General features: G+C 41.7%; 21 protein-coding genes. 12 read left to right on the top strand and 9 right to left on the bottom strand.

Translation table 11 applies throughout. From position 1 onward, the window contains the following. Window positions 1–312: 312 nt before the first annotated feature. A complete protein-coding gene (locus tag PQO03_RS01400) occupies window positions 313–891 on the bottom strand; it encodes a transposase (RefSeq protein WP_274151793.1) in 579 nt (192 codons plus the stop codon). Then, the gene (locus tag PQO03_RS01405; RefSeq protein WP_274150688.1) at window positions 873–1,460 is read right to left on the bottom strand and encodes a hypothetical protein; all 588 of its coding nucleotides are present in this window, start codon (window positions 1,458–1,460) and stop codon (window positions 873–875) included. The genes PQO03_RS01400 and PQO03_RS01405 overlap by 19 nt, the downstream gene beginning before the upstream one ends. Window positions 1,461–1,858: 398 nt before the next feature. On the opposite strand from PQO03_RS01405, the gene PQO03_RS22025 reads away from it, so the two are divergent. Beyond that, entirely contained in the window at window positions 1,859–2,092 is a 234-nt protein-coding gene (locus tag PQO03_RS22025; RefSeq protein WP_420792842.1) for a nitroreductase family protein, read from the top strand. Here the strand turns inward: PQO03_RS22025 and PQO03_RS01410 are convergent. Beyond that, complete coding sequence (locus tag PQO03_RS01410; protein ID WP_274150689.1) at window positions 2,074–2,340, bottom strand: hypothetical protein; 267 nt, start codon at window positions 2,338–2,340, stop codon at window positions 2,074–2,076. The two genes, PQO03_RS22025 and PQO03_RS01410, sit on opposite strands and share 19 nt — an antisense overlap. A 272-nt stretch (window positions 2,341–2,612) precedes the next feature. Between PQO03_RS01410 and PQO03_RS01415 the strand changes: the two genes are divergently transcribed. Further along, on the top strand, window positions 2,613–4,124 hold the full coding sequence (locus tag PQO03_RS01415) for a serine/threonine-protein kinase (protein WP_274150690.1): 1,512 nt from the start codon (window positions 2,613–2,615) through the stop codon (window positions 4,122–4,124). Between the two features lie 24 nt (window positions 4,125–4,148). On the opposite strand, the gene PQO03_RS01420 is transcribed toward PQO03_RS01415, so the two are convergent. From PQO03_RS01420 to PQO03_RS01440, 5 genes are read right to left on the bottom strand one after another with little or no spacing between them, the layout of a single operon-like run. Next, window positions 4,149–5,102, bottom strand: a complete 954-nt coding sequence (locus tag PQO03_RS01420) for an ABC transporter ATP-binding protein (RefSeq protein WP_274150691.1) — start codon at window positions 5,100–5,102, stop codon at window positions 4,149–4,151. Next, on the bottom strand, window positions 5,099–6,109 hold the full coding sequence (locus PQO03_RS01425) for an ABC transporter ATP-binding protein (protein WP_274150692.1): 1,011 nt from the start codon (window positions 6,107–6,109) through the stop codon (window positions 5,099–5,101). Before PQO03_RS01425 ends, PQO03_RS01420 begins: the two co-directional genes overlap by 4 nt. Then, window positions 6,106–7,494 (bottom strand): ABC transporter permease, encoded by a 1,389-nt coding sequence (locus PQO03_RS01430; protein WP_274150693.1) that lies wholly within the window; start codon window positions 7,492–7,494, stop codon window positions 6,106–6,108. Before PQO03_RS01430 ends, PQO03_RS01425 begins: the two co-directional genes overlap by 4 nt. Window positions 7,495–7,497: 3 nt before the next feature. Continuing rightward, window positions 7,498–8,433 (bottom strand): ABC transporter permease, encoded by a 936-nt coding sequence (locus PQO03_RS01435; RefSeq protein ID WP_274150694.1) that lies wholly within the window; start codon window positions 8,431–8,433, stop codon window positions 7,498–7,500. Further along, window positions 8,430–10,028, bottom strand: coding sequence for a peptide ABC transporter substrate-binding protein (locus tag PQO03_RS01440; protein WP_274150695.1), 1,599 nt, complete (start codon window positions 10,026–10,028; stop codon window positions 8,430–8,432). Before PQO03_RS01440 ends, PQO03_RS01435 begins: the two co-directional genes overlap by 4 nt. A gap of 223 nt (window positions 10,029–10,251) precedes the next feature. Between PQO03_RS01440 and PQO03_RS01445 the strand changes: the two genes are divergently transcribed. The 10 genes from PQO03_RS01445 to PQO03_RS01490 all read left to right on the top strand — a co-directional run bounded on the left by PQO03_RS01445 (window position 10,252) and on the right by PQO03_RS01490 (window position 17,935). Further along, a complete protein-coding gene (locus PQO03_RS01445; RefSeq protein ID WP_274150696.1) occupies window positions 10,252–10,905 on the top strand; it encodes a hypothetical protein in 654 nt (217 codons plus the stop codon). A 14-nt stretch (window positions 10,906–10,919) separates the two neighbouring features. Next, complete coding sequence (locus PQO03_RS01450) at window positions 10,920–11,717, top strand: alpha/beta hydrolase (protein ID WP_274150697.1); 798 nt, start codon at window positions 10,920–10,922, stop codon at window positions 11,715–11,717. A 125-nt stretch (window positions 11,718–11,842) separates the two neighbouring features. Beyond that, a complete protein-coding gene (locus tag PQO03_RS01455; protein WP_274150698.1) occupies window positions 11,843–13,936 on the top strand; it encodes a protein-disulfide reductase DsbD family protein in 2,094 nt (697 codons plus the stop codon). Between the two features lie 267 nt (window positions 13,937–14,203). Continuing rightward, window positions 14,204–14,635, top strand: coding sequence for a hypothetical protein (locus PQO03_RS01460; RefSeq protein ID WP_274150699.1), 432 nt, complete (start codon window positions 14,204–14,206; stop codon window positions 14,633–14,635). Between the two features lie 10 nt (window positions 14,636–14,645). Then, complete coding sequence (locus PQO03_RS01465; protein ID WP_274150700.1) at window positions 14,646–15,620, top strand: coiled-coil domain-containing protein; 975 nt, start codon at window positions 14,646–14,648, stop codon at window positions 15,618–15,620. 15 nt (window positions 15,621–15,635) lie between these two features. After that, complete coding sequence (locus PQO03_RS01470; RefSeq protein WP_274150701.1) at window positions 15,636–16,043, top strand: hypothetical protein; 408 nt, start codon at window positions 15,636–15,638, stop codon at window positions 16,041–16,043. Beyond that, window positions 16,040–16,486, top strand: a complete 447-nt coding sequence (locus PQO03_RS01475; protein WP_274150702.1) for a MotA/TolQ/ExbB proton channel family protein — start codon at window positions 16,040–16,042, stop codon at window positions 16,484–16,486. Before PQO03_RS01470 ends, PQO03_RS01475 begins: the two co-directional genes overlap by 4 nt. Next, window positions 16,470–16,892, top strand: coding sequence for a biopolymer transporter ExbD (locus PQO03_RS01480; RefSeq protein ID WP_274150703.1), 423 nt, complete (start codon window positions 16,470–16,472; stop codon window positions 16,890–16,892). The genes PQO03_RS01475 and PQO03_RS01480 overlap by 17 nt, the downstream gene beginning before the upstream one ends. A 10-nt stretch (window positions 16,893–16,902) precedes the next feature. Next, window positions 16,903–17,271: a hypothetical protein gene (locus tag PQO03_RS01485; protein WP_274150704.1), complete on the top strand. Its 369-nt coding sequence runs from the start codon at window positions 16,903–16,905 to the stop codon at window positions 17,269–17,271. Window position 17,272: 1 nt separating this feature from the next. Continuing rightward, on the top strand, window positions 17,273–17,935 hold the full coding sequence (locus PQO03_RS01490; RefSeq protein WP_274150705.1) for a hypothetical protein: 663 nt from the start codon (window positions 17,273–17,275) through the stop codon (window positions 17,933–17,935). A gap of 421 nt (window positions 17,936–18,356) precedes the next feature. Here PQO03_RS01490 and PQO03_RS01495 read toward each other — a convergent pair whose 3' ends face one another. Then, window positions 18,357–19,730, bottom strand: coding sequence for an FHA domain-containing protein (locus PQO03_RS01495; RefSeq protein WP_274150706.1), 1,374 nt, complete (start codon window positions 19,728–19,730; stop codon window positions 18,357–18,359). Window position 19,731 lies beyond the last annotated feature (1 nt).

A 19,731-nucleotide genomic window follows, 5' to 3' on the forward strand; every position in this document is an offset into this window, starting at 1 on the left:
GATCTCCATCACTTAAGATCTAGACAAATGCATTCAATCTATAATAAAAGTAATAGAAGCCCCTCGTTTTGAGGTCAGAGAAAAATTGTGAGATTGATTAGATAGATATAATCTGTATATTGTCTAGTTATTATACTCATGACACAGAAGTGTTCGCCATCTTAGCTTTGTTTTGGCAAAGACATCCTGAATCACAAAAAATCTGACGCTGAAAAGTTTCTGAGTCAAATTTTTAAAAACTTCAACAGTTCGTTGAACATGATCAGGGGAGGAGTGAATTACAAGACCCTTGTAAAACGAGCGTCTATATTCTTAGCCCTGTTTATTTTTCGCAATAGCATCATCAAGTTCTTCCACTGAGGCATAGCGCAGGAAAAAGAACTGTATCATCTCCATTTGTCTTAGGGTTGGTTTTTTGCCAAACAAGTCGAATAACATGATGGCGGCGATAAGTGCGCAATACATCTGTATTGCGACACCATTAGAAGATTCAGCTAGTAATTTGCGGCAACCCAAGATGGACTTGAGCCATTTGAAAAAGACTTCAATTTGCCAGCGTTGACGATAAATAGTACTGATGAGTGCAGCATTGAGTTTCTCGGGCCCCTCAGAAGTAACCAAGAGGATTTCTTTGTCGTTAAATGCACCAGTTCTTACTAATCTGATTGGTTTAAGTTTACGGTCGGTATCGCCAAGGTAGACAAGTTGATCAGAGATGACGCCTTCCTTGCGATCTTCATCAGAGACTTCATATTCTTCGATCACAGTGATTTTGGGTTTGTTTCGAATTCGTATAGTGAAAAGTGCGCCACGCTGGCGAAGTTCTTCGAAGTAGCTGTAATCCAATCCGTAATAGCGATCACACACATACATCACACCTGGTTGTACCATTTTGAGCAAGGCTTTACGTTCACAACTATTACGGCAGTGATAACGGCATTGACCGCTTTCTCTTTGAGTAATGAGAACCCTAGGTGAAGTTTTGCTGCTTTATGATTTTCATCTAACCAATCCGCCCACAAAACTCTCGTTAGTGTTTGAAATAAGCTTCCGTCAACGGCAACCAAGTCCTTGGCTGCCGCTAAAAGACTTCGATTTTGAAGTTTATCGGGCTGAACCTTAGCAGTTAATTTCTGAACAAGTTTTTGTAATGCATCAGCATCGAATACGTGCTGAGCTTCCGAAAAACTACCCAAGCTGATTTTACTGAAAGTGACATGTTCTTGAACTTTTTTGAGTTCGCTTGCGGCACAAAGGCCACGCATAGGTTTAAGCACAGGGTTGAACAGAGTAAAAAGGATTGCTGAAGCATAATCTAGGTAATGTAATTTGCGGCGAGGGTCATCTTCAGAAGGATGTTTAGGGTGGTGTTCAAGTTCCTTTGTTAGGGACTTTCGAAACTCTTGGATTAAACACCAGCGCTTTAGGTTTCGTTCTTCTGTTTTAGTTATCTTCTTCATATGCAAGAAGATATAGATTAAAACCAAAAAGTAAAGTAGTCCTAATCACTTGACTACAAGCATCTTATGATCTGGTCATACATGCGCCGAGAATGGGCCTCTAGATGTCTTTTTTAGCGTTAGCAGTCCCTCTGTGCTATTAATCATCTATATGGATAGCCTGCCAAGCCTCAGGCAGCAACTAAATTCACCAATAGAAAAAACGCGGATTTTGACACCCTTGTTGATGGCGGTGAAAAAGTTTCAACTATTTTAATATCATTGTCATACGTAGTTGAGCATGGAAAAATCATGCTAAATATCTATGGAGAAATACACCAGAGAATGTAAGTAATCATGTACAGGAAAATATGGAGATATATTATCAGAACAATCCGCTGTATATATGTTATGATGCTATGAAATCCTGTGCTCTCGCTGCTCAAAATTTAATGCTCGCAGCTACAGAAATGGGATATGATTCTACACCTATGGGAGACTATTCACATAGCCAACTTGCAGAGATTGTTCGACTCCCCGATAATCATATTATTACTATGTGTATTGCTATAGGGGAAAAAGTAAAATCGGCACCTCCGAGACCGGGTGAAATGGACTATAATGATGTAATTTATTATAATCGTTTTACGTAAAGATCGAGCCATGAACTACGAAGAAGATTTTCGCGAATCTTGATAGTTATATGGGAATAAATATAAATGACTAATAAATCTGCTGTGATGGAGGGTGTCTGCTTAGCATTTTTGATTAAAACTTCACTGGCTTCATTTTGTTTGAGATTAATAATTTTATCGTGGAATTTTGTAAAAATGACTTGCTCCTTCTCCGGTTGCCCAAATCCAAAAGAAACAAATATGAAATAAGCGACAATAATTTTCAAATGCATCTCCAAGTTTAATTTAAACGTAATTATAGAATCCTAATGCACTACTCTTTTACCCGAAGGAGTTATTTGCAAATTTTTTAATGAATTTACGACATATCTGTCTAAATATATTGTGTTCTAAAATAGTCCGATAAAATATCATCTCATAGTTCACTTGTGGTTCAGATAGGGCTCACTTAAGGCATACTATGTTTTATTTATTGCTTGTCATACCTTCTGATAGTATGGTAATCCTCCTGACAGGATGATAAAACTAGGACGGTAGTATGGAAACATTAAATATAGTAAGTGAACTAAGCACGGTGGATGCTAAGATAGATTCAGGGGCACAGCTTCTAGGGTTAGAGTCAAGATATAAAATCATTCGACTACTGGCAAAGGGGGGGATGGCTTATGTTTTTCTTGCAAAAGATCTGAAATGTCAAAGATATGTTGCATTGAAAATGATGCATCCTAAAAAAGGTATAGCAGAACTAGATAAGCAACGCTTCATTGAAGAAGTACAGATCACCTCACAATTAGATCACCCATCAATTATCTCGATATATGATCTATGCCAAGGTAAGAATGGAGAGCCCTTTTATGCTATGAAATTGGTAAGAGGAGAAACGCTAGAAGAGATTTTAAAACAAGTAGCGGCCAATAATGAGAAATATATTTCTCAATACCCGCTTCGTGTACTCCTACAAATTTTCATTAAAATCTGTGATGCTATAACCTATGCAGCATCTAAATATATCGTACATCGTGATTTAAAACCTGATAATATAATGATTGGTCAATATGGTGAAGTCTACGTAATGGACTGGGGCATAGCCAAAGTATGCACTCCATGGGAGACCAAACAACTTTTGAGGAAGCAATCTATATATGATTTTGAAGATTCTTTTGTGAGAACTTTAAGAGAAATGTCGGATACACAATCAGAAGCTACCGCATACGGGCAGTTTTTAGGCACTCCAATGTACATGGCACCGGAGCAGATATGCGCTGATTTTGAAATAGATACGAGGGCAGATATATATGCCTTAGGAGTCATACTCTATCGGATAGTATATTTATCTAATCCATTTTCACAGAGCGCCATAAAAAATATATTTAAAGAGAAACTCAAAGGGGATCTTGATTTTAGCAAAAAAACAATATTTAACTCTGGCTGTAAAAGATCTTCAGAAATTCTCAATTCAGTTATTCGAAAAGCTATGGCAGTGAATCTTAGTGAACGTTATCAGAAGACCAGTGATTTAAAGGTTGATGTTGACTCGTGGTTACATGGTTATGCCACTGTAGCAGAAGACGCGAGTCAAATAAGGTTAATTAAGTTATTACTTAGCCGGCATAAGAATATAAGTCTCGTCTTATCTCTATTTTTCATTTCTTTGGGCTCATTTTGTTATCAGGGTTATTTAAATGTTAATGATATAGTAATAGATAAAGATTTTCTAGAGCTAGAGCTCAACCACAAAAGTATGGAAAGTAAAAAAAGGCTTATAGCGAAGTTGAAACTGGAACAAGAGCTTAATGAGTATAGAAGGCATATTAGCGGTATTAAAGAACAACTCGCAACCTATAATATTGATGAAGCTAATATAAAAAAAGTTATCGAGCTTTCAGAGCAATTAGTTATATTAGACCCTTCCTCAAAAAATTATCAAAATTTAATTAGTCTTTATATTACTAACAAAAATTATGAAAAAGCTAACGACAGTCTTGTTTATGCCTTAGCTTCGTATCCACAAGATAGTGAATTGGCAAATTTAATTAATAATATTAAATAATCTACTTTGTTGAGATGATAGATATTATACATCATTTAAGTGATGGCAAGCGACTTGGTGGTCATTGTTATGCTTTATGAGTTGGGGGCGTTCGTCACGGCAGATTTGGGTGACATGTGGGCAGCGACTCGCAAAGGGGCATCCTGAGAGGACTTCTGAAGGAGAGGGGATCTCGCTATTATCCATTTTGATTTGAGGGTTTTGACGCTCCCGCTTGGGGTCAGGAATGGGGTTGGAGGCATTGAGCTTTTGCGTGTAGGGATGCTTGGCGTGAAAGAAAACTTCATCGGCAGGGCCAATTTCCATGATTTGTCCTAAGTAGAGCACGGCAATGCGATCTGAGATGTGTCGGACCATGGAGAGGTCATGAGCAATAAACAGTAGCGTGAGGCCGAAGTCATTTTTTAAATCCTGAAGAAGTTGAATGACCTGGGCTTGAACGGAAACATCGAGAGCTGAAATGGGCTCGTCACAGATGACGAACTTGGGCTCGACAATGAGTGCACGTGCAATGCCGATACGTTGACGCTGACCACCCGAAAATTCATGGGGAAAGCGCGAGGCATGATCAGGGTGCAAGCCGACTTTTAGTAGCCACTTCTGAACTTTTTCTTGGATGACTTTTTTAGATTCTTTACGCAGGCTGAGCCCTTCGCCAATAATTTCACCTACAGTCATACGGGGATTTAAAGAAGAATAGGGATCCTGGAAAATCATTTGCATTTCTTTTGAGAGTCGCAGGAAATCTTTTGCTGAATAGCTGTCAGGAAGAGTCGAATTATTATAAGTAATGGTTCCCGATGTTTTGCTGTGTAAGCCTGCTAAAACTTTTCCGAGGGTGGATTTTCCTGAGCCAGATTCTCCAACTAAGCCCAAAATTTCCTTTTCATGTATTTGCAGACTCACCTTATCAAGAGCTTTGATATGATGATTTTTTCCTAAGTCAAAATGCTTTGAGACGTCTTTAATTTCGATCATGTGCGATCTCCGCAAAAGAGTTGAGGCTGAGGGGGTGCTTGCGGGTGCTGGAGCCAACAGCGACTAAAATGCTTTTCTTCAGCTTCAAAGATTAGCGGGGCTTTATCTTTACAGACTTGGGAAGCCATGGGGCAACGGCTCACATAGGAACAGGCTTTTGGCGGAGAGAACAAATCTGGAGGGAGGCCATCAATGGGGATTAACTTTGATGATTTTCCTTCTTGTGAGTGGGGTAAGGCTTGTTTGAGTCCAAGGGTATAAGGATGTGCCGAGCGATAGAAGACATCATCTACCGAGCCTTGTTCGAGGATTTGTCCTGCATACATGACGGCAACTTCATCAGCCATTCTGGCGACGACGCCGAGGTCGTGAGTTATCAGGATTAAAGACATCTCGTATTCTCTTTGTAAGTCTTTTAAGAGGGCGAGGATTTGGTCCTGTATGGTGACGTCTAGTGCCGTAGTCGGCTCATCAGCAATGAGTAATTGCGGTTTGCAGGCAACTGCTATGGCAATCATGACTCGTTGAAGCATGCCACCAGAGAACTCGAAAGGGTATTGATTGAGGCGTTTTTTGGCGTCGGCAATGCGAGTGAGTTCGAGTAAGTGAAGGCTTTCTTTAAGTGCGTCTTTACGGCTCATACCTTTGTGGATAATGAGTGACTCTGCGATTTGGGCTCCAATTTTTTTAGTGGGATTGAGAGAGCTCATCGGATCTTGGAAGATCATCGCGATTTGCGAACCGCGCAATTTTCTCATCTCACGATCTTTAAGTTTTAAGAGATCTTGACCCATGAATTTAGCGGAACCCGAAGTGATACGACCAGGAGGCATAGGTAAGAGCCCCATGATAGCTTGGAAACTAACCGATTTTCCGCAACCGGATTCTCCGACGACGGCTAAGGTTTTCCCTTTAGCAACGCTGATGTCCAAGCCTCGGACGGCATGAACAGTTCCGCCATAGGTATCGAATTCCACCTGGAGGTTATTGATTTCTAGTATGCTCATTCTTTGGACCTCATTTTTGCATCGAGCGCATCGCGTAGGCCATCGCCGAGCACATTGAAGGCGAGTACGGTTATGCTAATGAAAATCGAGGGGACGATCAGTAAATACGGGTAAGTAATCATGAGTTTCACACCTTCGTTGCACATGGCGCCCCATGAAGTATCGGGAAGTACGACTCCCATGCCGATGAATGATAAAAAGGCTTCGGTGAAAATACAGGAAGGGATGGCAAAACTTAAGCTAACTAAGATGACGCCTAAGGTATTGGGCAAAAGATGACGGATGATAATGTAGAGCGGGCTACCGCCTAAGAGTCGAGCCGCTTGTATATAGGGTTCTTCTCGGAGTTGGAGCACTTGGCCTCGAATGAGTCGAGCACTTCCGGGCCAGGATAAGAGGATGAGTGAAAATAAAATAATGTTGATGGAGTTCTCCGAAGCATTGCCTGCTGCGACTTTGAAAAGAATCATAAAAAGTAAGAAGGGCAGGGCAATGACGAAATCAGTAAAGCGCATGATGAGGCTATCAATTTTGCCTCCGAGGTAACCTGAAATACCTCCGATGAGAATTCCCAGGATGATATAAATAAAGGGCGCAATAATCCCGATATACAGCGAGACTTGACCACCTTTCATAATCCGAGCCAAGAGATCTCGTCCGAGGCTGTCAGTTCCTAGCGGGTGAGCACTGAGCATAACGTGGTCGCCGACTTTAACGTCGTGCCCATGTCTTTTGGCTTCCGAAAGGCTAAAGGCTTGCTCAACGTTCACTTGATAAGTGGAGTAGAGATCGCTTTCTTGGCCATTTTGATCAAGAGCAACAACTGAGTAATAATAGTCAATGAGCTCAAGTTTGAGTGCGTCGCGGTATTCGAGTCCTCTGACTTCGGCAAGGGGTACGCCTAGGGTAGCGCGATTGAGAGGAGGGTATTCATTGCGAAAAACTTTAAATGAGTGGGCGCCTCGCAAGGCCTGCCAAGAAATATGTATTTGTACGGTGCTAGCCAGCCCGACTGTTTTGAGTTCTTTCACGGCTTCGCTAAGTTCGCCTGGGTGCGGTATAAAGGTGGGACGATCCGAATTGTCGGGATCGGCAATGACTTGCGCGGATCTACCTTGAAAGCTCCACGAAGGTGATTGGAGGGCTTCGTTAAGCTGTTGCAGGTTAGGATCAACTCGCCAAATAAAAGGCCCCAGTATACAGAGTGCCAGCATTAGCATTAAACTTAGAGCCGCAAGCATGGCGCGTTTATTTTTACAGAAACGACGCATAGCATCTTGCCAATAGGATTGCGAAGGGCGCATTTTTTCTTCATTAACGGCACTTTTTGGGAGAGGTGTAAAATCCAGTTCTTCAATTTTCGGAATGTTTTTTGTGGCTTTCATAGCTTACTTCTCGACTTGAATTCGAGGATCAATGAAACCGTAAAGGATATCTACGGCAAGTACCGTGATGACTAAAAAACTACCGTAGAAAACGGTGGTGCCCATGATGACGGTGTAATCATTTTGTTGAACGGCCTGAACAAAAAATTTACCCAATCCTGGAATGGTGAAGATCGTTTCAATGACAAAACTCCCGGTAGTAATAGAAGCAATCGCGGGGCCAATGATGGTTATAACTGGCAAGACAGCATTTCGCAATTCGTGATTGAAGAATATTTGTCTAGGACTTAAGCCTTTGGCGCGTGCGGTACGGATGTAATCTGAATGAATGACTTCGAGTAAAGATGAGCGCATAATTCGAGTTAAGAAAGCCATAGTGCCTAAGCCTAGGATCATGGCGGGTATTATTTGGGAGATAAAAGATTCAGTTCCCCGATAGGGTAAGTTCCAGCCCGTGGCCGCATTGAGTTTGACGATGAGCATCTGGGCGCCACTCGCAAAAACAAAGGAAGGGACAGAAATAAAGAGAATAACGAGCATCATACTCGTGTAATCGGGGAGTCGGTTGCGGTATTTTGCGGCAATAGCACCCCACATGATGGCGCCTGAACTGGCGAAGAAAATGGCCAAAAGGCCTAGCTTAGCAGAGACGGGAAAATGGTCCGTAATAATATCGTTGACTTTACGATTGCGATTAGTATAGGAAAAACCGAGGTCGGTGTCGATAAAAGTTTTTTTGAGAAAGATAAAATATTGAGTGATAATTGGTTTATCAATCCCGTATTCAGCTTCGAGTGCTTTACGAGTTTCGGGAGTGATGGCTTTTTCGCTACTCAGGGGATCGCCAGGGACCATGTGCATGGCAAAGAAAGTAGTGGTGGTGATAAAGAGTATAGTTATCACTCCATGCCAAAGACGTTTGAGAATGTATTTCTTCACTGATCAATTCTCGCATAAATGAAATTGGGATCGCCGCCAGAAATCACACGTAGAACATTTTTTAAGCGGGGGTCACTTATGTAGACACTGCCACGCTCAACTAAAGGATGGATGGGGACTTCTTCGAGGAGGATTTGGTGCATTTTGAGAAAGTTGAGACTTCTAAGTTTGGGGTCGATAGATTCGTTGGCCTCACGAACTAATTGGTCGTATGCTTCGTTTTTAAATCGTCCGCGATTATTGTTGTTCCAGCTAGTAAAGAGGTCACCAAAAGTCATAGGGTCGTAGTAGTCAGGTCCCCAGCCTCCACCAACAAGGTCAAAATCCCCGCGGTTTGATTTTTCGATACGCAATTTGAAGGTCTGTATATCAATGGCTAGGTCAATATCGAGCCTATGTTTGAGTTGGAATTGGATATATTCGGCAGTTTTGATGGATCCAGGGGAATCGGTGACGAGATAAGTGAGTTTGATCTTTTCGAGTTTGAGTTCTTGACGAGCTTGCTGAATTAAAGCTTTAGCTTTTTCGTAGTTGGTTTCTTGAGGGATGAAATTGTGTTCGCGGTAAAGTTCTTGCTCTGCTCCCGGTAACCAAGAGGGGAATAAGCTTTGAGCCGGGAAATTTCCAGGGATACCAATGACTTTATTAACGAGGTCACTTGAGCTAGTGACTAAAGCAATGGCTTGGCGAAGTTTTTTGTTGGTAGTGAGTCGTCCAGGGCGTTGATTAAACTCTATGTAAGTCACATATCCCGAATTGTGAGCTTTAATAGGGATGTGATTTTTCAAAGCACTTTTTATATTATCGGCATCTAAAGAAGCCATGCAAAGATCACTTGATAAGAACATGTTTAAAACTGTTCTTGGTTGATCAATGATGGGCATCTTAATTTCGTTTAACCAAATATTATCTTTGTTCCAGTAATGGATGTTTTTACTGAGCTCGATTTGAGTTTCTTTGGTCCAGCGACTGATGGTGAAGGGGCCATTATAAAGGATTTTGTCGGCATCTGAGGCATATTCTCGTCCGGGAAATTGCTCGTGAAAACTTTGTTTCATAGGCATGAAGGTCACGAAAGTGGTGAGCGTAGGGAAATAGGCACATGGGTAAGCGAAGTCAATGCTTAGGGTGTAATCATCGAGTGCTTTGATTCCTAGCTTATCTGGAGATAATTCGCCTTTGGCAATAGCGCTTGCGTTTTTTATGGGCGCCATGATAAAATTATATTCATTTTTGGGAGAGCTGGCGATTTGCCATGCGTAAACAAAGTCATGTGCGGTCACCGCACTTCCATCCGACCATTTGGCATTTTTTCTAATTTTAAATAGGGCGGAATCTTTTTTAATTTCCCAAGAATCAGCGACTCCACCGACGAGTTTTTTATTCTCATCCATGCGCATCAGTCCTTCGAAAACATGAGCTTGCACGGTGAAAGCTACAGATGAAACGGGGCCAATACTACTGAGTGTGGGGGGTTCTTGGGAGAGGGAGTAGGAGATACTTCGTTTTTCAAAGTCCACGCCCTGACCTTGTTGATCACATGAGCAAAGACATATTGCGAAAGCCGCAAAAAGTAGCTGAGGAAAAAATGACAAATTGAGAACTCCGAATTGATCCTTTTATTTTAACGGACTAGAGCCTGTATGCAAGCTTATTTATCCTCTTGGACAAGGAATTAATCGGCTTAATGATTGAGGATTAAATATTGTGAAGAAATCTGTTTCTTATAAAGTGTAAAGCTAAATGGATGTAATCTCTTGATATAACTTGTAGATAGGTAAAAAAGTCTCTATTTTGAAGACTTAATGAGGAGTGATAATGTATAAGTGTCCAGAGTGTAGTGCCCAAGTATCAATTGATGATGTAAATGTGAGTACTGATATTGCCTTGTGTCGAAGTTGTGGCAAGACTTGTTCATTTGCAGACATAAGTGGTCAAGCTGAGGTGCCAGATTTTAATGAATTGAAAATGCCTAAGCATATTAGGATCGAACCAGATTTTGGTGATGGCAAGAGTATCGTTTATAAAAAAATGAGTCCTATAGTCTTATTTTTGATTCCCTTTACTGCCGCATGGGGAGGTTTCTCTATGTGGGGCATTTACGGCCGCCAAATTATGAAGGGAGAATTTGATTTAACGCAGTCCCTTTTTGGTTTACCCTTTTTGTTCGGAACAATCGTACTGACTTCAGTTTGTCTCTTTGCTCTATTCGGTAAATGGCTCGTGACTTTAAATAATGGTAGAGGAACGGTGTTTGTAGGCTTGGGACCATTGGGCTGGAAACGAAAGTTTCTCTATCAGAAAAACACGAGAGTAACAGTGGATTACTCGGGTATTAGGCAGAATAACAGGCCAATGAAATGTATTCATATCCAAGGTGGATCAAAGGAAATGAAATTTGGTTCTGGTATGAAAGAAGAGTCGCTAGAGTATATCGCCTCATTCATAGCGAATGAAGTTACTAAATCTTAAAGAGGGATAGATTTATGGGTAAATACGATAAGATAGATTTATGGGGCGATGTATATCCGGACTTGCCAAAGCGAGTGACGCTCACACCTTTTGCTTTAGAGAGTGGCGAAGACTTTGCGGCTGTATTAGTTTTACCTGGTGGCTCCTATAGTTTTTGCTCTGAACAAGAAGGCGACCCTGTCGCTTCATGGTTAAATAGCATGGGGATAAGTGCCTTTGTGTTGGATTATTCAGTGGCGCCAAGTCGTTATCCTCAGCCATTGAATGATGCGCGCCGTGCAATGCAATACATTCGTGCCCATGCCAAAGAGTTTAATATTGACCCAAAAAGAGTGGGCGTTATCGGTTTTTCCGCAGGAGGTCATTTGGCGGCGAGTTTATCTAATTTATGGGCTGAAAAAAATACTGATCTCAATGATGCTTTAGAGGCGATAGATGCTCGGCCGGACTTATGTATCTTGTCTTATCCGGTGATTTCTTGGGGTGAATTTGCACACTTGGGCTCACGTGAAAATCTTTTGGGTGAGAAGCCTGATGCTGATCTCGTTTACAAAACTTCGCTCGAAAATGCGGTGAGCGCAAAAACACCAGCAAGCTTTTTATGGCATACGGCAGAAGATGAGGCGGTGCCAGTGGAGAATTCCTATTTATACGCAATGGCTTTGCAGAAAGCTAAAGTGGCTCATGAGCTACATGTCTACCCCGATGGCGCTCATGGAGTGGGTTTGGGGACCATCGATTATCGCAGAGATGCTCATTATGCCCAGTGGCGTCAATCCTGTGAGAAGTGGCTTTTGAAGATGGGTTTTTAGTTAAAATACTCGTTTTTCGGAAGTGATTAAAAGTTTAGTCACAAAAAAGTATCAAAGAGCTGTAAGGATTTGTCTAAAATTTAGAAGTGTTTACAGATCATAAAAATTAAAGAGGATAGAATAAAATGGAAAAACTATTATTACTTTTGGCTTTGTTTTGTAGTCAATTCGCTTGGGGGCAGTTTGGTGTCCCTTCGTATGAAGACTTAATCAAGACCGAGATTATCCCCGAGTATAGCTCCTGGGAAAAAGAAACTCAGCGCATTCTCGTAAAAACAACGATATCGGATGGTTTTAGTTATTACTGGAAAAACGGCGGTGAGAGCGGGGTTCCTTTTGATATAGAAGCAAGCTTGCCTGAGGGTATGGAATTACTTAATGTCGTTTGGGGCTCGCCAAAGTATAAATTTTTCTTTGGACAAAAAACCTATGCTTATGTGGGTGGTTCGTGGCATTTATTGACCGTGAAAAAGAAAGCGGGCTTAAAGGGTGAGCAAAAAATTGAGCTCAATAATTTGTTTCAAGTGTGCGATGATAAAAATTGTTTTGCTCCTCAAACCTTAACTTTTCCAGGGTCGCTGACTATTGGTGCAGAGAAACTTAACCCAGCATTTGATGAGCAACTTAAAAAGGCCTCTCATTATTTACCCCAAGAATTGGACGCTGAACTAGATGTCCAAGTAATACGCAGTGATGCAGGTTTTGATATTAGTGTCGTGAAGCCCCAGGACGACGCGAAAGTTTTCTTCTTCAATGATTCAGAAAACTTAATGGCCTTCGACCAGAAATGGAAAGAAGAGGGCGCGCGCTTACAAACGCATTTAGCTTTCGCTGAAAATGCGGACAAGAAAGATCAAATCTTATTAGGTACCCTGCTTATTAAAGCCAATGGAAGCCAAGAAGCCTATGCCGTAGATTCATCAACTTTGAGTTCTGTGACTACAATGATTTCGACGGTTAGTGAAGGCGGAAGTGATGAAGTAGCCGTAGAAGCAGAGAAACCTAGTTTTTGGATTACGATTGCTTATATGTTCATTGGGGGCTTGTTACTTAATTTAATGCCCTGCGTGTTCCCGGTGCTGGCCCTCAAAGTCCAAAGCTTTCTTAAGCTATCTAAAGATGGCAAAGGTAGCGCCTTAAGTCATGGTCTGGCTTATTCAGGTGGGGTGATTCTTTCTTTCTGGGTACTTTCATTTTTTATTATCATTCTCAAAGCTAAAAATCCGAATTTGACCTGGGGTTTCCAGTTACAAGATCCAGCCTTTTTACTAGGTATGGTGATACTCTTATTCGTAATCGCACTTAATTTCTTCGGTTTGTTTGAGATGGGAGTTTCCTTGACGGGAGCGGGCCAAAAAGTTAAAAAAGAAGGTCATGGTGGTTCATTTATGAGTGGTGTGTTGGCCACAGTAGTGGCCACGCCTTGTGCCGGTCCTTTCTTAGGTGCGGCTCTTGCGGCAACCTTCGGCATGTCCAATTTTCCCTTGTTAATGTCATTTACGGCAATGGGCTTGGGTCTGAGTCTTCCTTACTTGATTTTGGGCTTTAAGCCTGAATTATTAAAATTCTTACCAAGACCAGGAGATTGGATGGAGCGCTTTAAGCAATCTATGGGTTTCATGATGATGCTTGCAGTGGTTTACTTTTTCTGGTCACTCGCCGCAATGATTGATGTTGATTGGGCAATTAGAGTGCTCGCTGCAATGGTTGGCCTAGCTTTAGCCCTGTGGATTTATGGCGCGTGGGGAACTCCTTGGATGAGTGCGAAAGTTCGTAAGATTGCTATTGGTCTAGCAGTGCTCATTGGTGGTTATAGTTTAGTTTTTGCCTATGATGCCAGTCAGCAGGGGGGCGTTATCTCCGCGGAAGTCCCAAAAGAAATTGTTTGGAATCCCTATGATGAAGTTGAGATTCAAAAACTCGAAGCAGAAGGCAAGCCTTATTTTGTTGACTTCACCGCTAAATGGTGTGGGATTTGCCAATGGAATAAGAATACAGCTATTCGCAAGCAAGGGACTTATGAAGCCTTCCTCGCAAAAGGAGTGAAGCTCTTTGAAGCCGATATGACAAATGAAAACCCAGCCTTGTCAGAAGCGATTAAAAAGTATGGTCGCAAAGCCGTTCCCGTCTACGTCGTCTTTGATGGTAGCGAATGGCGAGTACTTTCATCGACTTTGACCGAAGGCTCATTGATAGAAGAGATTAAGTCAATTCCTTAATGACTTAAATTAATTAGTTTTCAAAAAAGGCTCTGTACGTAAAGTACAGGGCCTTTTTTATCTGTCTAGAAAAGCTGTGATTATTCGACATCAGTCAACGTGAAATAAAATAGTGAAGGCGCGCAGGGTTTTTCATTCGGATTATGGAATCTCGCTGATGATTTGGCTCATTGTTTAAAAATTATTAACTTTTTTTCAAAAACTTGTCAGAAGCCTAAAAAGCTCACGAAAGACCTTTGTGATAAAATAAAAAACAGAGGTAAACAAATGAAATCATGGATCGCAATATTAGCACTAGCGAGTTTAGCGAGTTGTTCATCAACGAACACCGACAATGACTCTAAGCAAGAAGTAGCCGGCGCCATTAGTATACAGGAAAGCGATATTGATCACGACCTAAAAATGCCCGATACTGAATCAGCTAACGAGCTCGTGGCTTTTGCGCGAGGCTTGAGTGCTAAGGGTCGTTATAATGAATCCGCAAAGGTTTATACAGATATAGCCCAGCGTTTTGAAACCGATAGCAAAGAATTCGAAAATGATTGCTTGCGTGAAGCCGTACGTCAACATTGGCTTGCGGGTGAAAAGCAAGAGGCACAGCAAGTACTAGCGGAATTAGAAGCTCAACAGAGCATTTATTCCTATAGTAGTGAAAGTCAGTCCTTTCGAAATCTTAAAAAATTAGTAAGTGCGAAATAAGGAGTCAAAGATGAAAACAATAGTTAAAAGTTTAATTTCCTTCTACATGTGTACCTTTGTTGTGGCAACGAGTGCTTACGCAGTAGAAAAAACAGGTGGCGATTTCCAGGAATTGCTCCAGGAAATGAATGAAGAAATAAGCCAAGCACGTGTTAAAATCGAGGCCCTTGATGCAGAGCGGGTCAAGTTAAAAGATAATAATCCTCAGGAATCTCTGGGCAAACGCAAAGTAGCCCTCAAAGAGCTGGAGTCATCAGTTGAAGCAATGAACAATACTGATGATGAGCAAGAAAGGCGCGCCTACTCGAAAGATGTGGAAGCCAAAATTGTCAAAGTATCCGAGACGAGTGCTGATTACCTCGAGATGATGAAGGATGATTTACTTAGCCAAGATAAGCAAATGAAGCTAATGGAAGATGTGCTCTCTGGGGTGATTTATAAATTAGATAAACTTCACGCGATATCTGACGAAGAAAAAACGACGGCGCAATCCGGTGAAGAACTGAAGAAGAATAAAGAGAAAATCAAGAATATGGCAAAAATGGTAGAGCTCCTATCTAGAACTGCACCCAACTCACAAAGATGGAAGAATGTTCGCCAGACTTTAGTGCTACAGAATGCGATGCTGAATTCTACGAAGGTCAATACCACAAAACTTCGTCAACGTTTATTAAAACAAAAGCAATCGTATGAACAAGCTTTGGCACAGATATCCCAGGCGCGTCAAAGAATCGACATCGATAAGAAATTGTTATCTCAATTAGCCCTTGGTGAAGTGGCTCAAAACTCACTCCGTCAGCTCTCTAGCTTATTGCTTGGTAATCTCAATGTAGAAAATATAGGCAGCACGATTTTAGCCCAATCTGAGGAACGTCAGCAAAGTTTGATCAGTTTTTTAGATCAAAGTGATGCGGCTAATGGACTTGATGTAGAAGATGTTATTGACGATGAATACCCAGAAGGCTTTGCCGATCTTTTAAAATAAATGAGGAATAGGACCATGAAAAACTTTAACAAAATAATGACTTTCGCAATTATCTTTTTCACCTTAGTGAATGTTCAAGCATCTAGTAATAAAGATAAACTAGTTAACTCAATGTTTAAAAAACAAAAAACTAATGAAGTGAAAATTGTCGAGCTATGGCAAAAAAACGAGCGTGGCGAAAGCTTAAATGATTTAGTGGCGGAATACGTTTCTCAGGAAATCCGCCTGGAATCAATGACGGATAAAAAGCGTAATTCACTACTCAGCGCAGTGAATAAATCTGGCGAGAAATTCACTTCAACAGAGGGCTTGATCAAGGCTTTGGTAATGGAGTATTATAGCCGCCAAGGGATTCAGCTCGATGATAAGTTTTATGTTGAAGGGACTTACCATATTCGTGTAAAAGAAGCGGCAGTAAAATGAAAACGCGCGATATCATCTTAGCCTTTGGATTTGGTGCAGTCGCTTGTTATATGCTAGATACTCAAATGCTAGCAAGCTTTAATCCCATGATGTGGCTTACTACAATTGCTCAAAAGGTCGGGGTGACTTTTTATCCACTCATTATCCTCTCGATGTGGAGTTTGTATTCAGCCTACTCTCAAGAGACTTTTTCACCCACTACACAAGGCTATATCGCTACAACGGCTCAAAGAATTGGTCTTTTAGGCACAGTGATTGGCCTGGTGACGGCCACGATGGCAATAGGGACAAATCTAAGTTCTGGTGCTGCCGGTGCAGTAAGTGGCGCCTTGCCAGCAGTGGGCGAAGCTCTACTCAGTACGGCGATGGGTTTTGTGATTGCTTTGCAATGCGATTTTATTATCTACCTCAAATTAGAGAAAGGCCATGAATTACATATTTAAATCCAATGGAACAGAAGGCATGCTCGATGTAATTTTGAGTTGCACGCTCATTTTTATGCTGATGTCGGCACTGGTTCAAGTGGATAGTCAAAGTCAACAAGAAGTGACCTTGCCCGATATGGAACTTAGTCAGAGTAAAGATCAAAATCAGCAAGGTGGCGATGATTCTATTGGTCGAGTGACGATAAGCCTCAAGAAAAGCAATCAAGACTTAGAGTGTTTTATCGATGATAAACAAGTCGATTATCAGTCTTTGGAATCCGAATTAAAAAGTATGCAAGACATCAGCCATGTGGCCCTCAGGCGCGAGCCAGGTGTTTCTTGTGGGATCGAAGATCAAGTGATCTTGACCTGTCAAGAATTGGGGATTCATCAAGTGGCCATTGTACTAAAATCAGTCAATTAAGGAGAAAGTTATGAAATCACTATTTAAATTATTTGCGATCGCCGCATTAGGCGCAGTGAGCTACAATATCATGATGAATTCTAAGCTTGTGGATAAATTCAATAAGCAAGATATTTCGGAACAAGTCGAGCCCTTGATTAATAAAGTGGTCGAATTGAAAGAAGAAATCATTGAACCACAAGAGCAAATTGAAGTGGTGGAACAAGAGCAAATCACTGAAGAAAAAGCTGATCCAAATCAACGCTTACTCGAGATTGCGGGTGCACCGAAAGTTAAAAAAACACCAGCGCCTCAGCTAAGTCAAGTGAATGACTTAGAGGCTCGGAAGCAGGCAGCCCTCCAAAGACAATTAAACATTGTCAATGAGCTAACAGAGTAAAATGAATAAGCGGCTGCTAGTTCTAGGCTTAGGCGTGCTGATTTATTTACTGGCTAATCAAAGTGAGCCTGCCATAAATAAACCAGTGCAGTCCCCACCTAAAGTTCAGCAAGAGCTGAAGGTTAAGGTGATTATGCCTCGTCCTAAATCAGCAGCAGTTAAGTCTCCAGCACCCGCTCAAGACGACGTACCCCATCAAGGGCAATTGCCTCCCATTGAAGCATCCTATCGTCAGACAATTGGTTTTCGAGCCTACGCTTTAGCGATGGAAGAACGAGGTGCCCTTTTTTTAATGAAATCAAAAAATAAGGGCGAATTTCACCACTTGAATTATCGTGGTGGGAAAGTCGAGACAATGACTCTAGCCCAATTAAAATCCCGTGGGCTTTCATCACGAACCCGGCTTTTGGGCAAGGAACCTGCCTTGCAAAAATTGCAAAAAGAAGCGGTCCAAGAAGGGGCGCGTGGCAGTGTTTTCCTTTTAGTACCAACCCATTTCGAAGCGATAATCGCTCAAGAATTCTTTGCCAAAAGTCCCCTTACTCAGGGTCTCCTCTCTATCAAAGGCCAATATGCCTTTACTCACTCGGGTTTTGTTTTAAAGATCAATCAAGTCGCCACTAAACAAGGCCTTCACAAGCTTAACTTTAGCCTTAAATTATAAGTCTAGGAAGAATTTAGTCCTGGGCGAACCTGTCCCCGCAGGTGCTCCTAATGGTAGGGAACGGTGGTGTTTGAATAACATCATCGTGCGTGCCGAAGGTACGCTGCAGAGCGTTTCCTTCATACCTTCGGCATGAATATTATTTTTTTAACAATACCCACCGGATAAATCCGGTGGCTACCATACTACATACCTTCGGCATGTGCTTAAGTTCCCTATCATTACAGGTGCTCGTGTCAGGCATGGATCATCTGTGCCTACAGCTGGGAGGCTTTCTTTTTCACGATTGACCATATCACGCCGCTTAGTATTTTATAAATGCTTCGCACACGAGAGGACGCTATTCCCTCTAACTCCCCAGTCCTGGGCCAGGCGATTTGAGTGCTTCGCACCCACTTACGCCGTTAGGTGGTTAATCGTGTTATTTTTTGAGTTTAGCGGGAGTCGAGCTCGACTTAAAGAGTGGTTTGAGTGATTCGAGGCTCTTGTATTGATTCTGCTGAGAGAAACAAAGCCCCACAGGAGTATTCCAGATCAGATAGCCCTTTAAGTAAGCCTCAAGGTCATAGTGATCTTTGATAATGAGGTAGACTTGTTTTAACTTATCGCTTCGTTTTAGAATGAGTGCTTGATCAGAGAACGATTCGTAATTTAGGGTGAAGCTCGAGCTCGTATTTGGTGCCAAAGTGATGGTGCCTGAATTATCCAACTTTACTGAACCATTAACATAACGGCCATTAACTTTAGACTTATTTGTGCTTGGTCCTTTTGCATTGCCATCAATAAAAGCAAAGCCTGAATCATTGATAGTAATAGAGGCGTGCAGTGAGCTCATATTAATATTGAGCGTTTTCATTTCTGTCTGAGGGTCAGAGGAATTGGGTGATGGATAGTTGCGTGTTAAAAGATCCGCTTCACGGCTACGCCCAAGAGTGAGGTCATGAGAGAAGATATGTAGGGTCTCACCGCTGGCTAGCTCTAGGCTCAAGCTCTTAGCTTGAGGGCTAGTGGGAAAAGTAGGGCGAGCTTGTTCTTGGGCAGGCTTCTGTTTATCATCTTGAAGATTGTTTGCAGAAGAGAAGTTTTCTGTTAAGAGAAAAGGACAGTCATCTAAGCTAATTTCATGTAGAGAAAGATCTGACCATTGGCTTTCTCGTTTACGTAATTTATCCCTATCACTTTGCAGTAAATCTTGGTTAATTAAGTTGATGTTGCCGGTGGCATCGGTGGCATTGCCCGAGCCGTAATTGATGTCCCCGACATTGATGTTGAGTTGTGTTTTAATTTGGCCACTTTTTTCATGGATATCAATATTGAAAAAACTGTGGAACGCTTTTTCTTCACCGTTTATTGTACAGGTGAAAAAGAGTTCAATAGCAGCATTTATAGATTCTTCCAAGGCATTAGCGGGAAGGTTAATTGAACATTTGCTTGGCAGGTAAAAAACTCTTTTTACTTCTTGGTACTGAGTTGGAGTTTGCACTAAGACTTTTAAGTTTTTTACGCTGTTATTATCTTTTTCGTCAAAGGCTAAGTGAATGGCACTGTGAACCCCTGCGACAAATTCAGAGCATGTACCCTGATCATATTTGACAATAATCGGTAGTGTAGAGTCATTTGAAGAGTCAAAAATATTTTGATCTAGAGTCTCGATTTGTGCAATGTTGATATCCGTGGGCTCAGATGAGAGCCCATTACTAAGAGCAGGACTTGTGCTAAGTATCGCAGTACCACAGTATTCACAAAATGAGGCGTCTTCATCTTCAATCAGGCATTGGCAACTTGTGCAATCCATA

Source organism: Lentisphaera profundi, assembly GCF_028728065.1.
Taxonomy (GTDB): Bacteria; Verrucomicrobiota; Lentisphaeria; order Lentisphaerales; family Lentisphaeraceae; genus Lentisphaera; species Lentisphaera profundi.

What these genes read in the sequence shown, in the direction of transcription:
- PQO03_RS01400 (WP_274151793.1), bottom strand. Translation starts at nt 891, where the DNA reads ATGGTACAACCAGGTGTGATGTATGTGTGTGATCGCTATTACGGATTG.
- PQO03_RS01405 (WP_274150688.1), bottom strand. Translation starts at nt 1,460, where the DNA reads ATGAAGAAGATAACTAAAACAGAAGAACGAAACCTAAAGCGCTGGTGT.
- PQO03_RS22025 (WP_420792842.1), top strand. Translation starts at nt 1,859, where the DNA reads ATGAAATCCTGTGCTCTCGCTGCTCAAAATTTAATGCTCGCAGCTACA.
- PQO03_RS01415 (WP_274150690.1), top strand. Translation starts at nt 2,613, where the DNA reads ATGGAAACATTAAATATAGTAAGTGAACTAAGCACGGTGGATGCTAAG.
- PQO03_RS01420 (WP_274150691.1), bottom strand. Translation starts at nt 5,102, where the DNA reads ATGATCGAAATTAAAGACGTCTCAAAGCATTTTGACTTAGGAAAAAAT.
- PQO03_RS01425 (WP_274150692.1), bottom strand. Translation starts at nt 6,109, where the DNA reads ATGAGCATACTAGAAATCAATAACCTCCAGGTGGAATTCGATACCTAT.
- PQO03_RS01430 (WP_274150693.1), bottom strand. Translation starts at nt 7,494, where the DNA reads ATGAAAGCCACAAAAAACATTCCGAAAATTGAAGAACTGGATTTTACA.
- PQO03_RS01445 (WP_274150696.1), top strand. Translation starts at nt 10,252, where the DNA reads ATGTATAAGTGTCCAGAGTGTAGTGCCCAAGTATCAATTGATGATGTA.
- PQO03_RS01450 (WP_274150697.1), top strand. Translation starts at nt 10,920, where the DNA reads ATGGGTAAATACGATAAGATAGATTTATGGGGCGATGTATATCCGGAC.
- PQO03_RS01455 (WP_274150698.1), top strand. Translation starts at nt 11,843, where the DNA reads ATGGAAAAACTATTATTACTTTTGGCTTTGTTTTGTAGTCAATTCGCT.
- PQO03_RS01460 (WP_274150699.1), top strand. Translation starts at nt 14,204, where the DNA reads ATGAAATCATGGATCGCAATATTAGCACTAGCGAGTTTAGCGAGTTGT.
- PQO03_RS01465 (WP_274150700.1), top strand. Translation starts at nt 14,646, where the DNA reads ATGAAAACAATAGTTAAAAGTTTAATTTCCTTCTACATGTGTACCTTT.
- PQO03_RS01470 (WP_274150701.1), top strand. Translation starts at nt 15,636, where the DNA reads ATGAAAAACTTTAACAAAATAATGACTTTCGCAATTATCTTTTTCACC.
- PQO03_RS01475 (WP_274150702.1), top strand. Translation starts at nt 16,040, where the DNA reads ATGAAAACGCGCGATATCATCTTAGCCTTTGGATTTGGTGCAGTCGCT.
- PQO03_RS01480 (WP_274150703.1), top strand. Translation starts at nt 16,470, where the DNA reads ATGAATTACATATTTAAATCCAATGGAACAGAAGGCATGCTCGATGTA.
- PQO03_RS01485 (WP_274150704.1), top strand. Translation starts at nt 16,903, where the DNA reads ATGAAATCACTATTTAAATTATTTGCGATCGCCGCATTAGGCGCAGTG.
- PQO03_RS01490 (WP_274150705.1), top strand. Translation starts at nt 17,273, where the DNA reads ATGAATAAGCGGCTGCTAGTTCTAGGCTTAGGCGTGCTGATTTATTTA.
- PQO03_RS01495 (WP_274150706.1), bottom strand. Translation starts at nt 19,730, where the DNA reads ATGGATTGCACAAGTTGCCAATGCCTGATTGAAGATGAAGACGCCTCA.